This window comes from Chitinophaga eiseniae, assembly GCF_012641265.1.
Lineage (GTDB): Bacteria > Bacteroidota > Bacteroidia > Chitinophagales > Chitinophagaceae > Chitinophaga > Chitinophaga eiseniae_A.
Genome location: NZ_JABAHZ010000002.1, coordinates 935,362 through 949,889 on the forward strand (window position 1 = coordinate 935,362; position 14,528 = coordinate 949,889).

The window sequence follows — 14,528 nt, forward strand, 5'->3', positions numbered from 1 at the left end:
AAAAACTTTAGTCAATTATGAAATATTCAAAACTCTCCATATTCGCAGTGGCTGCAGCGGGCTTGTTTTCCGCCTGCACCAAGCTGGATCAGAATCCACAGTCGTCCTTAAATGGAAATGACGCGGTAACAGAAGGGAATGCACGTATTCTCGCCAACGGTATCTATACCCGCATGGAAGAACTGGAATACTATGGCCGCGATTTTCTGATTGTTACCGACCTGGGTGGTAATGACATGAAAATCACTTCACAGAACTCCAACCGTTTCATCACGGAGTTCCAGATGAACTATACGCCCCTGCTGGCGCCACAAACCAATACTTTCCTGAACGCTTACCGCGTGGTAAACCAGGCCAATGTATTGATCGATAAACTTCCGGAAACCGCCACTACTGCTACGATTAAGGGAGAAGCTTACTTCCTGCGTGCGCTGGCAGATTTTGACCTGGCAAGAAGATATACCAGACCATACACTGGCCTGGATGTTAACGGCGCCAAGATTAATCCAACAGACGCTAATAGTGGGATCACTTTAGTGACGAAATCAACCGATGCTCCCGCCACTTTCAAACCCGGACGTAGTACACTGGCAGAAACTTACGCAGCTATTATCGCTGATCTGAAAGTAGCACAGCAAAAGGCGCCGGATGGTCTTACCACAGATGCTAAAGCCAATGTTTTCAATGCCACAAAGGATGCAGCTACAGCGTTACTGAGCCGCGCCTATCTCTACAGAGGCGACTGGCAACTGGCTATTGATGAAGCCAGCAAGTTGATTAACAGTAACAAATATGCTTTATACGCACCTACGGAAGTAGCAAATACCTTCAATGCAGATGCTGCTGGTAGCGAGGATATTTTCTCTCTCCGTTTCCTGACACCTAATGGAAGAGGCTCTAATAACTTCGGTTATATGTACGTTCCTTCCAAGCTGGGTGGTTACGGAGACATCAGGCTTACCGATGGGTTTATGGCTTTACTGGATCCTAAAGATGTGCGTAAAGGCTTTACCCAAACACTTGATGGTAGCAACTACCTGATGAAGTTTTCCGGTAATAAGGCACAGGGACAAGTTGGTTTGGTGAATGTTAAGGTGCTGAGAATCAGTGAAGTACTGCTGAACCGCGCGGAAGCTTATGCTGAATTGGGTAACCTGCAGCAAGCTACTGATGATGTAAACCTGCTCCGTGCGAAACGTGGCCTTGATCCATTTACCGATGTTAGCAACATCAAAGCTGAAATCGTTAAACAGAGAAGGATTGAACTGGTCGGCGAAGGATTTGGAATGACTGATTTGTTCCGCAAAGGTGGCGAACGTAATATCGTTGATGCCAATGCGCTGAGCACCCGGAAAACAGATGCAAAGGATTTTCGCGTTGCCTTCCCGATTCCGCAGGCTGAAATGGATGCAAATCCAAATATGGTGCAGAATCCGAAATACTAATACCCTTACTATTAAAAACCATGGAAAGGCGTCCCGATTATAGGGGCGCCTTTTTCATTTTCATCTCTCACTAGATAAATTTAATGGCATATTTGCCGGCAAGATATCGATTGAAAGCCCTGCCTGCCAAAAAACATTTAAATAATTCCTCGTATACTAATATTAGTATATTTTAGCAGGGGAAAGTTAAACGAAATGTGAATCATCACATTTTTTAAGAGGCTGTAGACAAGGTTTTTTTGAATTCTCTATATTGCAACAGTTTAATTACTAATAGCAACCATTATTTCGTGTATAGTATAAGAGGGGGCGCAGACAATTGCAGGATAAATCGGGCACAAATATGAGGATGCACACGCGGTTTTATGTGTGACATACAAACAAGTAGAATTACCGGAAATAAACAAACAGCGCTATGATCATTTTGATCTTCCTGGTTTTAATTGCTGTCAAATATTTACAAATCAATATTGCTTATGAAAAGAGGACTACTCTTATGGTTACTTGTAACCGTTAGTGTTGTAGGCGCCTATGCACAAACAAAATTAATCACAGGTAAGGTTACAGACGCAAAAGATGGATTAGGATTGCCGGGAGTGTCCATCGGGATTAAAGGAAGCGGAAAAGGAGCGCTGACAGCCAACGACGGGTCCTATAGACTAGAAATTTCCGAAACAGGGCATCCGGTCCTGGTATTTTCTTTTATTGGCTACACTGCCCAGGAAGTGGCTGTGGGAGCAGAAAGCACTATTGATGTGACATTGGGAGTGAATAAGAAAGATCTTGGCGAAGTAGTGGTAACGGCTTTGGGAATCCGGCGCGAAAAACGCACCCTGGGTTATGCCACACAGGAAGTAAAGGGGGAGGATATCGTGCAGTCGAAGGAAACCAGCTTTCTGAATGGCCTGCAGGGAAAAGTAGCTGGGGTACAAATTAGCGCTACCAGCGGAGCACCAGGCGCTGGCACCAAAGTAATTATTCGCGGAGGCGCCTCCCTGAGAGGAAATAACCAGCCCCTGTTTGTACTGGATGGAGTACCCATCAGTAACGACCAGTTGCGTGCCGGCGATGACGATCCCCTGTATGTCGGCGGTACTACGCCCAACCGTGGAATAGATATAGACCCTAATATCATTGAATCGGTAAACATATTAAGAGGGGCTTCTGCCACGGCGTTGTATGGCTCGAGAGCCGCAGGAGGAGCCATCATTATCACCACTAAAAATGGCGCCGGCAGAAGGTCCAAAGGATTAAATGTAATAGTAAGTTCCAGCGTCAACATCGACAAAGCCATCTTACCCGAGTTTCAGCAAAACTGGGCTCAGGGTGATGGAGGAAAGTATTACGATGGTGTGAATGCAAAAACGCCGCTATCCTGGGGGCCCCGTATGGATACTTTTAATGTAAATGGGCAGTCATTACCCAAATACGACCCACGTAAAATGTTTTTTAAAACCGGTACCACCTGGGACAACAGTGTAAGCCTCACCGGTATGACAGATAAATCGAGCTACCTTCTCTCCTATACTTCCCTGCGACAGGAAGGGGTAACCAGGAACGCCGATTACTATCGCAACGCCCTTTACGCTAATTTTTCCAGCCATCTCACCGATAAACTGGTAGTTAATACCAGCCTGAATTATATTGATTCGCGTAATGACCGCTTGCTGGAAGGAAATGGGGGGCCAGGTACTATGACTTACCTGTCTACCCTCTATAATGCTCCCATCAGCTATAACCTACTACCCTATACGAATCCGGATGGCAGCCAGCGGATGTATAAAGACAATAAAAATAGTCCGTTCTGGATTGCCGACCGCACGGGACTACGGTTAAATGTGCACCGTTTTATACCAACGGTAAGCCTGGTATACACACCGCTGAACTGGCTAACGCTTACTGAACGGGTTGGCGCCGATGTATATACCGATAACCGCACTTTTCACGAAGCCAAAGGCTCGTTAGGCACCTCCTATCCCAACGGTCGCATTTTCGACGAAGTAATAAATAATACCCAGATCAATCATGATTTTTATGCCACTGCACACAAAGCCTGGGATAAATTTGATCTGACAGTGATGGCAGGTAATAACATTATTTCAGAACATTATACCGACCTGCTGACCAAAGGAATAGGACTGTCGGTAGATAACCTGTACGATATTGCCAACAGCGAAACATCCACTACCACGGAAAATTACTACGACAGAAGAAGAGTGAGTATTTACGGACAAGCAGTACTGGAATATGATAAGATGTTTTATGTTACCGTAACTGGTAGAAATGACTGGTCATCTGCATTGCGTGCGGGGCATAACTCCTATTTTTACCCATCTGTAACCGGCGCTTTTGTATTTTCTGAATTGTCTGCATTAAAGAGCAACAAAGCATTATCCTTCGGAAAGCTGAGAGTGGCTTATACCGCGGTGGGTAATGATGCCGCACCTTATCAGACAGATACAAAATTCTACAAAACAAAAATACAGGATGGATTTGGTCTGCAGATTATACCGCCTATAAATGGCGCCAGCGCTTTCTCCAGCCGTAATATACTGGGAAATCCCAACCTGGAGCCGGAGCGCCTGAAGGAATTTGAAGCAGGGATGGAAACGAAATGGTTCGATAACCGGATTGGCCTGGAAGCAAGCTGGTACAGCAAGGTAAGTACTAACCTGATTTACGAAACCAGCGTTTCTGCGGGAAGTGGGTATACTACCGCCATTGTAAATGCAGGAAAGCTAACGAACAAAGGAATTGAACTAACGTTAACGGCTACCCCGGTACGTACTAAAGATTTTAACTGGAACCTGATGCTGAACTATTCACGTAACAGGAGTGAAATCGTAAGATTATCGCCGGGAGTAACAGCTATACAGATTGGCGGTTATACCGCACCTGGTATATTCCTGGAAGCCGGTCAACCTTATGGTACCATTAAAGGATCGCGCTGGAAAAGGAATGCCGACGGGCAACAATTGGTAACTGATAATGGTAATCCTATCCTCGACCAGGGTACGACTTTTAACATCGGCAATATCCAGCCAGACTGGCTGGGTGGATTCACCAACACTTTTTCCTATAAGGGTGTAGATCTTTCTGCTACACTCGATGCACGTATTGGAGGACAGCTGGTGAACTTCGATGAATACTACGCTGTGTATTATGGCACCAGTAGTATTACGGCGAACCGCGAAGGCTCCACGATCATTAAAGGCGTAAGAGCCAGCGATGGAAAAGAAAATACCACGGCGATCAAAACAAATCAGCAGTACTACCAGGGTATGTGGGTATATGCCAACGAAAACCTGGTACAGGATGCTTCTTTTATTAAGCTGAGAAATGTAACGCTGGCCTATCACCTGATGCCGAAATTATTGAAACGTACGCCGTTTAAAGCCGCCATGGTATCCATTGCAGGACGTAATTTGTGGATACACCATGACAAGAGCTTTACCGGTTCCGATCCGGAGTTAGGTACTTATGGCGTGGGTAGCAATGCAGGTGGTTTTTACCATTATGTAACGCCCAGTACCCGTTCCTTTAATGCAACAATGAAGTTCACTTTCTAAACCTGGTAACGATGAAAAAGAGAATAGTAATGACGGCTATCGCCGGATGTATGCTGATAGCTGGAGCCGGGTGTAAGAAATTCCTGGACGTAAACTCAGACCCGGCCGGAGCTTCCAAAGTAGACGACAGGCTGCTGTTGACATCTGTTCAATTGAATGATGCCTTTAATATTGCCGGTGGTTATCCTGCCAGAACCGCCGCTTTCTGGACGCAGCAATTGGCTTATAACCTGGGCGCCCCGGATTGGGATTCCTATAGGGTAACGGCTACTGACGTAGACATAACCTGGGCATTTGACCTGTATCCTGCTTGCCTGAAAAATCTTAAAATACTGGAAACACAGGCTGCCGCGGCAGGGCACACCCACTATGAAGGCGTTGCGAAAGTAATGATTGCTTACAACCTTGCTATTGCTACCGACTTGTGGAATGAAGTGCCTTATTCAGATGGGCTACAGGGATTCAATAATCTTAAGCCAAAATATGATACACAGGAGAGCATTTACCAGTCTGTTTTTACTTTACTGGATGATGGTATAAAATTGATGAAAGGGGCAGATAACAGCATTGTACAGCCGGATGCCAAAGATCTTTTCTATGGTACGCAGGCTGACCAGATAGGTAGCTGGGTGAAATTTGCTTATTTCCTGAAAGCGCGCTATGCACTTCGTTTATGCTATGCTCCCGGAAAGGATGTTAAAACGCAGGCGCAACTGGCACTCGATGCCGCAGCGCTAAGTTTTACAGATGCCACTACCAATCCGGGGGTTAAGTTCAGCAGTACCGCTGGTAACAACGCGCCCTGGTTCCAGTTTCTTACTTACCTGGGTAACACTTACATGTCGTCTACCTTTGTTGATTTACTGAAGGCCAAATCTGATCCCCGTTTACCAGTGATCGCAGGTGTAGCACCAGCCACGGGTGAATATAAAGGGAGAGTAATAGGTAGTAGTCCGAACGGAAAGGTAAATGGAAAAGATACTATTTCCAAAGTGGGTGGTTTCTTTAACAGGCCTGATCAATCTGTTTACCTGGGTACTTATGATGAGTTGTTGTTTATCCAGGCAGAAGCTACTTACCTGGTCAGCGGAACAGCTGCAGCGCAGCCAGTCTTCACAGCGGCTGTAAATGCGGCGATGAGCAGGATGGGACTGAACCCTTCGGGCGCTGAGGTGAGTGCATATATTGCCGCTCATTGTACGTTGACAGATGCCACTGCGTATGAAACCATTATGACGGAGAAGTATGTATCTAATTTCCTTTCACTGGAATCGTATAACGACTGGAGGAGAACAAATTTTCCGAAGTTGAAAGTAGTATTGAATCCTTACCAGGGGCTGACTTCCATTCCCCGACGTTTTGTATATCCATCTTCTGAAAATGCTACCAACAAACAGCCGCAGCAGCCAGGGTTGCTCACCGACAGGGTTTGGTGGGATACGCAACGTTAAGATCGGTCATTTTGTTTATAGCAGATATGCATAAAAAAAGCTCACCTGGATACAGGTGAGCTTTTTTATATAGCAGATTATTTATTTCAGTACTTCCCGGAGTTTGGCTTCCAGTGCGGGTCCCCGCAGATTTGCTGCGATAACTTTTCCCTGTGGATCCAGTAAGAAATTAGTAGGAATGGCGTTGATGCCATATAAAGGCACTACCGCTGAATCCCAGAATTTAAGATCACTTACGTGGTTCCAGGCCAGGCCATCGTCTTTAATAGCCTGTTGCCATTTGTCTTTGGTTTTATCCAATGAAACGCCCAGGATCGTGAAATTCTTTCCTTTGAATTGTTGATATGCTTTTACCACGTTCGGATTTTCCTGGCGGCAGGGACCACACCAGCTGGCCCAGAAATCAACGAGTACATATTTACCACGGAATGAACTCAGGCTGATCATTTTGCCGGAAGGGTCCGGTAATGAAAAGTCAGGTGCTACCTGGCCAACTTTTACCGCACTGCTAGGCTCTTCACCACCGGCTGCATCACCGCCGCTTCCCTGGGATTTTTCCAGTTCCGCAATTTTATCGGTCATACTTTTTACCAGCGTATTTTTAGGAAAGCGTTTAGTGAGATTGGCGAGTACTTGTTTGTGTGCTATAATTTCTTCTCCGCTTCTTACCTGGCTGATCGCAAATACAGCGTTGGCGGGGTTTTTAGTTTTGTCGGCCATCAGGAAGAAACCTTCTTCAAAGTCCTTCTGTTTCTTCTGCATAGCTGCCACTTGTGGTTGGAAAACGCTGTCTGGTACGCTTCCATGGAGACTATCCAGTTTGCGCATTTCTTCGGTAAGCCCAATAGATTCTTTGCTGATGGTAGTCATAAAGCTCTGTAGTTCGGATGTTGCCTCGGAGCCGCTGATTTTTACATCATCCAGTTTATCTACATCTCCATCTATCTTCATATCACCGGCATCCAGTGCCAGCAATAAGAATTTGCCATTGTCGAAGCGGATGCGGTATAGTCCCTGTTCGGCCACCATGCCTTTCAGCGTAAATTTACCACTGGCATCTTTTACGCTGGTGGAATCCACTACTTTCATGTTGTCCAGGGTCAGTTCTTCCAATACCACTGGTCCTAACGAAAGGTTATTAAGATGTCCGTCTATTTTAAATTCACCTTTTTCAGTTTGTTGGGCACATCCTGCCAGGAAAACACCTGCGGAAATCCATAATAAGTATTTTTTCATGCTATTGTTTTTTGAACATTCATCAAGCCTACGTCCCTCAAGATAGGACAAATTATCCTTTTAGCTTTTCCGCCAGTAATTCGTTGGTTAAGCGGGGATCTGCCTTGCCTTTGGATAGTTTCATTACTTCTCCTACAAACAGCGACATTAACCCTTTTTTCCCTGCTTTAAAGGCGGCCACCTTGTCGGGGTATTTCGCCAGTACTTCGTCAATAATGGGAGAGATATTATCGGCATTGTTGTCTTGCAGTAAGTTCAACCTGGTGGCTATTTCCATCGGATCTGCCGGCGCCTGTATCATTTCCGGTAATATCCTGGAGGAGGCAATGGAGAAACTCACTTTACCAGCATCGGTAAGGCTGATGAGCTGTGCCAGCGCAGCAGGTGTTACCGGGAACCGGCCTATTTCCACGGCATTTTCATTGAGCCAGGATTTTACAGGGCCGAGCATCCAGTTGGCAGCTGCTTTATATTGGGAAGTAACGGCAATAAGACTTTCGTAGTAGTCTGCAGTAGATTTATCATCGCAAATTACACGGGCATCATATTCGGGCAGGCCGAATTCGGTGGTGTATTTGCGGATCAATTCTTCCGGCAGGGCAGGCAGCGTGGCCTTTATACTGTCAATAAATTCATCTGTTAACTTAAACGGCGCGAGGTCGGGCTCCGGGAAATAGCGGTAATCGTTGGCTTCTTCCTTGGAGCGGAGCGAAAAAGAGCTGCCGTTAGATGCGTCGAAGCTGCGGGTTTCCTGCACCAGGGTGCCGCCGGCTTCAATCAGGTCAATCTGTCTTTTTACTTCGTTATCTATCGCCCTTTTTACGTTGCGGATAGAGTTCATATTTTTCACTTCTACCTTGGTTCCCAGGGCTGTAGCTCCTTTTAAACGTACGGAGATGTTGGCATCGCAGCGCATGCTGCCTTCTTCCATATTCCCATCACATACGCCCAGGTAACGTACCAGGCGGCGCATTTCGGTGAGGTAGGCATAGGCTTCATCGCTGTTGTGGATATCCGGTTCAGTAACAATTTCCACCAGGGGAACACCCGCGCGATTCAAGTCTACATAGCTGTAGTCAGGGTCCTGGTCGTGCAGCAGTTTACCGGCATCTTCTTCCAGGTGAATGCGGTTTAGCTGTATATTCCGGCTGCCGGCATCGGTCACAATGGTGACATAACCGCCTTTACAGATGGGGGCAGTATGCTGTGATACCTGGTAGCCTTTGGGAAGATCCGGATAGAAGTAATTCTTCCGGGCGAAATAGTTCTCTTTTTCAATTTCGCAATGGCAGGCCAGGCCCAGTTTTATGGCATATTCAGCCGCTTTACGGTTCATCCGGGGTAGGGTGCCTGGATGCGCCATGGTAATAGGACTGATATGGGTATTAGGAGCGCCGCCAAAAGCCGCGCTGTCGCTACAAAACAATTTACTGTCGGTAAGCAGCTGGGCGTGCACTTCCAGCCCGATCACTGTTTCATATTTGCTGTATATATCGCTCATGTTCCGTACTGATTGCCACAAATATATTCAAATAATACCGTGATTTCAGGCTATTTGGTGCCAATAAATCCCTAAATTGAGATACACATCATCTATAAAAAAATTCCCTATGATCAGCAAGGCCCAGATTACCCAGCTTTATCAGGCACAACAGGTTTATTTTGATACGGGTGTCACCCTGCCTTATGCTTTCCGGAAAGCACAGCTGAAGCGACTGAAGAAAGGCATTCAAAAGTTTGAGAATAAAATTACAGCAGCCCTGAAGGCCGATCTGCATAAGCATCCTGTTGAATCTTACGGGAGTGAAATAGGGTTTTTATATGAAGAAATCAACTATATACTCGAGGGACTGAAACTATGGATGGAGCCGGAAGTGGTCACATCCCCCTTTGTCACCTATCCCAGCAGCAGCCGGGTGTATAAGCAACCATTGGGGCTTACCCTGATCATAGGGCCCTGGAATTATCCGTTTATGCTGCTGATCAGCCCTTTGCTGGGAGCTATTGCAGGTGGCAACTGTGCCATCATAAAGCCGTCTGAAATGGCGCCGCATACCGCCCAGGTGGTGAAAGAGCTGATTGCAGACACTTTTGAACCCGCATATGTTACGGTGGTAGAAGGCGATGGCCAGGAAGTAATTCCTATGCTGATGAGCTGCCGTTTTGATCATGTGTTTTTTACCGGTAGTATACCTGTAGGGAAAAAGATTATGGAGATGGCGGTGCCACACCTGACGCCCGTTACCCTGGAGCTGGGCGGAAAATCGCCCTGTGTGGTAGATGAAAAGGTGAATATAACGGTGGCGGCTAAACGTATTGTTTGGGGCAAGTTCTGGAATGCAGGCCAAACCTGTGTTGCGCCTGATTATTTACTGGTACATCAGCGGGTAAAAGACGATCTGGTAGCAGCTATGAAAGCAGCTATTGTAGAATTTTTTGGAGATAACCCCGCCAGCAGTGGCGACTATGCCCGGATGATCAATACGCGGCGATTTGATACGGTAGCGGCCTACCTGGAAGAAGGCCATATTATACATGGCGGGCAAAAAGACCGGGATAACCTGTATATCGCCCCTACCCTGCTGGAAGACGTGGAATGGTCAGACCCGGTAATGCAGGAGGAAATATTCGGCCCGGTATTGCCCATCCTCACTTATACTGACCTGTCACAGGCCATACAGGCTATAAAACAACTGCCCTATCCGCTGGCCCTCTATGTTTTTACAAAGAGTAAAAAAACAGAGAAGATGCTGATAGAGCAGGTGCGCTTTGGTGGCGGCTGTGTTAACAATGCCCTGGTACATCTCACCAATCCTGAGCTGCCTTTCGGGGGCGCGGGTTATAGTGGTATGGGCCGTTATCACGGTAAATACAGCTTCGATACCTTTACCCACCAGAAGGGAATGTTGAAAACCGGTACCTGGCTGGATGTTCCCATGAAATATCCACCGTTTAAAAATAAACTGAAAGTAATGAAGATGATGATGAAATAGCTAAAGATCAGCTTTGTTCAGCTTCTTCGGTATTTTAACAGTTAAGGTAGTAATGTTATTATTTCTCTTTACGGTAGCGAAAAACTCACCTTTTTCCCGGTTGTTGCGGTAAGCGCCGGAGAGATCAGCTACAGTTCTTACGGGCGCGCCAGCCAGTGCTGTTACGATGTCGTTTTTCTGAAAACCGGCTTTGGCGGCCGCCGATCCCGGTGCAATATCTATCACCACTGCGCCTTCATCATTTTCGGTGTCCTGTACCTGCAATCCCAGTTTTTCACCTTCTTCCGCCTGGTGGCGCCAACCATAGCCAAATGGCTGTCCACCGCGTGGATAAGGAGAAGGGAAGCTAAAACTACGGGGCATATTTCTGGGAGGAAGATTGTTCCAACCCTCGCCGGTACCCAGGTCTGTCCTGGCTTCCAGCTTTACAATAACGCTCTTCGGTTTCCCATCACGTATATACGTGATCGTTATTTCATCTGATGGTGCATGCTTACCGATGGCTTCATACAATTCGGCTGGTTCATTTATTTTATCTTGGCCTACGGCGGTGATAATATCCCCGGGTTTAATGCCGGATTTGTCGGCCGGAGTCCCTTTGGCAACGGATTTTACGGTAACACCGGTTGCCGCTTTTTTCTCCGTGATTACTCCCAGCATGGCTTTATTCACAGGCAATGGCATGTCGTCACTACCGTTGTCATCGTCGTTAAACAAGCTGAAATTATCGCGTGGGTTGTCGCTATCGAAGCTCAGCGTATTGCCATTGCGTGGGGTAATTTTCCTGCGGAAAACAGATAGGTTAGGATCGTTGTACTGATCAATCTTTTCTCCGTTTACCAGGATGTTGCCATTCTTGATTTCTACTGTTACCTTTCCATCTTTATCACTTTTATGTTTAATAACAATTTCATCAAACTCGCCCATCTGGTCTTTGGAAGGCGTTTGGGATTGCGCAGATACCGCGCTCATGGTGAAGCAGGAAAAGCCCGCCAATGTGAGAATTTGCAGTAACCTGGTCATGGTATTTAAGCGTTTTTGTTGACTAAATTTAAGCTAATGCAACAAATTTAAAGGGTGAGAGAGGAAAGAAAAAGTTAAAATAGAGTAGAAGGCACGCAAAGCTATAAAGGAGCAAAGCCGCAAAGAGAATTAATAACATCTTTGCGGCTTTGCTCCTTTATAGCTTTGCGTGTATCTTTCTTTAGGAGATTGCTTTCTTCACTGCTGATACCACCTGGTCCAGCTTATCAGTTTCTTGCCCACCCGCTGTAGCAAAGGTTTTCTGGCCTCCGCCACCGCCTTTGATTAACGGAGCAATCTGTTCTTTGATGATTTTTGGCGCTTCCCAACCTCTGGCTGCCACCAGTTTTTCATCGATAGAAAGCGCGATGCTGGCTTTACCTCCAATGTTGGCCACAAACAGCAGTACGTGATCAGGGATTTCATTTTTCAGCTGGAAAGACAGTTGTTTTAATCCCTCTGCATTGCTGACGTTCACCACCTGGCCAAGGAAATTAATGCCGTTGATTTGCTCTGCCTGGTTACGCAGGCTGGCTGCCAGTGCGCGCACTTTCTCCTGTTCCAGGGCTTCCAGCTGCTTTTCAAGCGCAGCTTTGTCCTGCAACAGGGTTTCTACTGACTTTACAATTTCTTTCGGATTTTTCAGCGCAGCTTTAATTTCTTTCAACTGCTGGAGTTGTTCGTTCACAAAAGCCTCTGCTTTAGCGCCGGTAACTGCTTCCACGCGACGAACGCCCGCTGCTACAGCAGCTTCCGATACAAATTTAAACTGGCCCAGTTCGCCGGTAGAGCTGATGTGCGTACCACCGCACAATTCCACGCTATAGGCAGGATCTATAATTACCACGCGTACCACATCGCCGTATTTTTCACCAAACAAGGCCATGGCGCCAAGTTTCAGTGCTTCTTCCTTGGGAAGTTCGCGGATCACCACCGGTATGTTTTCGCGGATCTTTTCATTCACAATCGTTTCTATCTGTGCCAATTCTTCATCCGTTACTTTGGCGAAGTGGGAGAAGTCGAAACGAAGCGCGTCTGCATTTACCAGGGAGCCTTTCTGGGCAACGTGTGTACCCAGCACTTTACGTAAAGCTGCATGCAGCAGGTGGGTAGCGGAGTGATGACGCTCGGTATTGTGGCGTTTATCTTTTGCCACTACTGCTTTTACAGCTGCAGCAGGTTGAGCTGGCAGTTTATCTGCAAAGTGTATGGTCAGGTTATTTTCTTTTTTGGTATCAGTTACATGTACTACTTCATCTCCAAAATACAGCACACCGGTATCGCCTACCTGTCCGCCACTTTCAGCGTAGAATGGCGTTTGGCCCAGTACCAGCTGGAACTGCTCTTTACCTTTTGCTTTTACGGTACGGTATTTCAGCAGTTTGGTATTGCTTTCCAGTTGTTCGTAGCCTACGAAAACAGAGTTAGGGGTTTCATCCAGGATAACCCAGTCGCCCATATCTAATTCGGTAGCAGCACGGGAGCGGTCTTTCTGTTCTTTCATGGCCGCTTCGAATCCTTTTTCATCTACGGAGAAACCTTTTTCTGCAGCGATCAGGCTGGTCAGGTCATAAGGAAACCCATAGGTATCGTATAATTCGAAGGCTGTTTTGCCATCTACTGCCTTAACAGTGGCATGTTGAAGGAAGTCTTCAATCCGGCGTATACCGCTTTCCAGGGTACGCAGGAAGTTATTTTCTTCTTCAAATACTACTTTCTTCACAAAGTCTAACTGTTGCTGTAATTCCGGGAATACATGTGAAAATTGTGCGGCCAGTACGGGTACCAGGTCATGTAGCAATGGTTTTTTCACATCCAGGAAGGAATAGTAATAACGTACAGCCCTGCGCAGGATACGGCGAATAACATAGCCTGCACCGGTATTGGACGGCAGTTGTCCGTCTGCTATCGTAAAGGAGATAGCCCGGATATGGTCAGCTATTACGCGGAAAGCCACATCCTTTTTATCGTCGGTGCCTGTATATTTTTTACCGCTGAGTCCTTCCGTAGTGTGGATGGTGCCCATAAACAGGTCGGTGTCATAGTTGGAGGTTTTGCCCTGTAATACTCTCACTAAACGTTCGAGTCCCATACCGGTATCCACATGTTGTGCCGGAAGAGGTTCGAGGGACTTGTCTTTCAGGCGGTTGAACTGCATGAATACATTGTTCCATATTTCAATCACCTGTGGGTGATCCGCATTCACGAGTGTTTTACCATCCACCTGTTTTCTTTCTTCAGCCGGGCGGCAGTCTACGTGAATTTCAGAGCAAGGGCCACAGGGACCTGTATCTCCCATTTCCCAGAAGTTATCCTTTTTGTTACCCAGCAGTATACGGTCTTCTGCGATATGTTCTTTCCAGAAGTTATACGCCTCTTCGTCTTTTGGCAGTTTTTCGCTTGCATCTCCCTGAAAAACAGTTACATAGAGTTTGTCTTTCGGAATTTTATATACTTCCGTCAGTAATTCCCAGCTCCAGGCAATGGCTTCTTTCTTGAAATAGTCACCAAAGCTCCAGTTACCAAGCATTTCAAACATGGTATGGTGGTAAGTATCAATACCTACTTCTTCCAGGTCGTTGTGCTTGCCGCTTACCCGCAGACACTTTTGCGTATCTACCACTCTTTTGTGGGGAGGCACCCGGTTTCCAAGGAAATAATCCTTAAACTGGTTCATACCCGCATTGGTGAACATCAGCGTGGGGTCGTTTTTAATAACGATCGGCGCTGAGGGCACAATCTGGTGTCCTTTGGAGGCAAAAAAGTCCAGGAATTGCTGTCTTATTTCAGATGCTGTCATAAATATTGATA

Annotated in this window: 8 protein-coding genes; 4 read left to right on the plus strand and 4 right to left on the minus strand. The window is 46.5% G+C overall.

The annotated features are described in order from the left end of the window. Nucleotides 1-17: 17 nt before the first annotated feature. The 3 genes from HGH91_RS11480 to HGH91_RS11490 all read left to right on the plus strand — a co-directional run bounded on the left by HGH91_RS11480 (nucleotide 18) and on the right by HGH91_RS11490 (nucleotide 6,465). Complete coding sequence (locus HGH91_RS11480) at nucleotides 18-1,445, plus strand: RagB/SusD family nutrient uptake outer membrane protein (RefSeq protein ID WP_168738572.1); 1,428 nt, start codon at nucleotides 18-20, stop codon at nucleotides 1,443-1,445. 476 nt (nucleotides 1,446-1,921) lie between these two features. Further along, nucleotides 1,922-5,014, plus strand: a complete 3,093-nt coding sequence (locus tag HGH91_RS11485; RefSeq protein ID WP_168738573.1) for a SusC/RagA family TonB-linked outer membrane protein — start codon at nucleotides 1,922-1,924, stop codon at nucleotides 5,012-5,014. Nucleotides 5,015-5,025: 11 nt separating this feature from the next. After that, nucleotides 5,026-6,465 carry a SusD/RagB family nutrient-binding outer membrane lipoprotein gene (locus HGH91_RS11490; protein WP_168738574.1) on the plus strand — a complete coding sequence of 480 codons (1,440 nt, stop codon included), beginning with the start codon at nucleotides 5,026-5,028 and terminating at the stop codon, nucleotides 6,463-6,465. Between the two features lie 81 nt (nucleotides 6,466-6,546). On the opposite strand, the gene HGH91_RS11495 is transcribed toward HGH91_RS11490, so the two are convergent. Continuing rightward, entirely contained in the window at nucleotides 6,547-7,701 is a 1,155-nt protein-coding gene (locus HGH91_RS11495; RefSeq protein ID WP_211092264.1) for a TlpA disulfide reductase family protein, read from the minus strand. 52 nt (nucleotides 7,702-7,753) lie between these two features. Next, nucleotides 7,754-9,202: an Asp-tRNA(Asn)/Glu-tRNA(Gln) amidotransferase subunit GatB gene (gene gatB / locus HGH91_RS11500; protein ID WP_168738575.1), complete on the minus strand. Its 1,449-nt coding sequence runs from the start codon at nucleotides 9,200-9,202 to the stop codon at nucleotides 7,754-7,756. A gap of 76 nt (nucleotides 9,203-9,278) precedes the next feature. On the opposite strand from gatB, the gene HGH91_RS11505 reads away from it, so the two are divergent. Beyond that, a complete protein-coding gene (locus tag HGH91_RS11505) occupies nucleotides 9,279-10,694 on the plus strand; it encodes an aldehyde dehydrogenase (RefSeq protein WP_262888315.1) in 1,416 nt (471 codons plus the stop codon). On the opposite strand, the gene HGH91_RS11510 is transcribed toward HGH91_RS11505, so the two are convergent. Beyond that, the gene (locus HGH91_RS11510; RefSeq protein WP_168738577.1) at nucleotides 10,695-11,717 is read right to left on the minus strand and encodes a PDZ domain-containing protein; all 1,023 of its coding nucleotides are present in this window, start codon (nucleotides 11,715-11,717) and stop codon (nucleotides 10,695-10,697) included. A 181-nt stretch (nucleotides 11,718-11,898) separates the two neighbouring features. Beyond that, on the minus strand, nucleotides 11,899-14,517 hold the full coding sequence (alaS, locus tag HGH91_RS11515) for an alanine--tRNA ligase (protein ID WP_168738578.1): 2,619 nt from the start codon (nucleotides 14,515-14,517) through the stop codon (nucleotides 11,899-11,901). Between the last annotated feature and the right edge of the window lie 11 nt (nucleotides 14,518-14,528).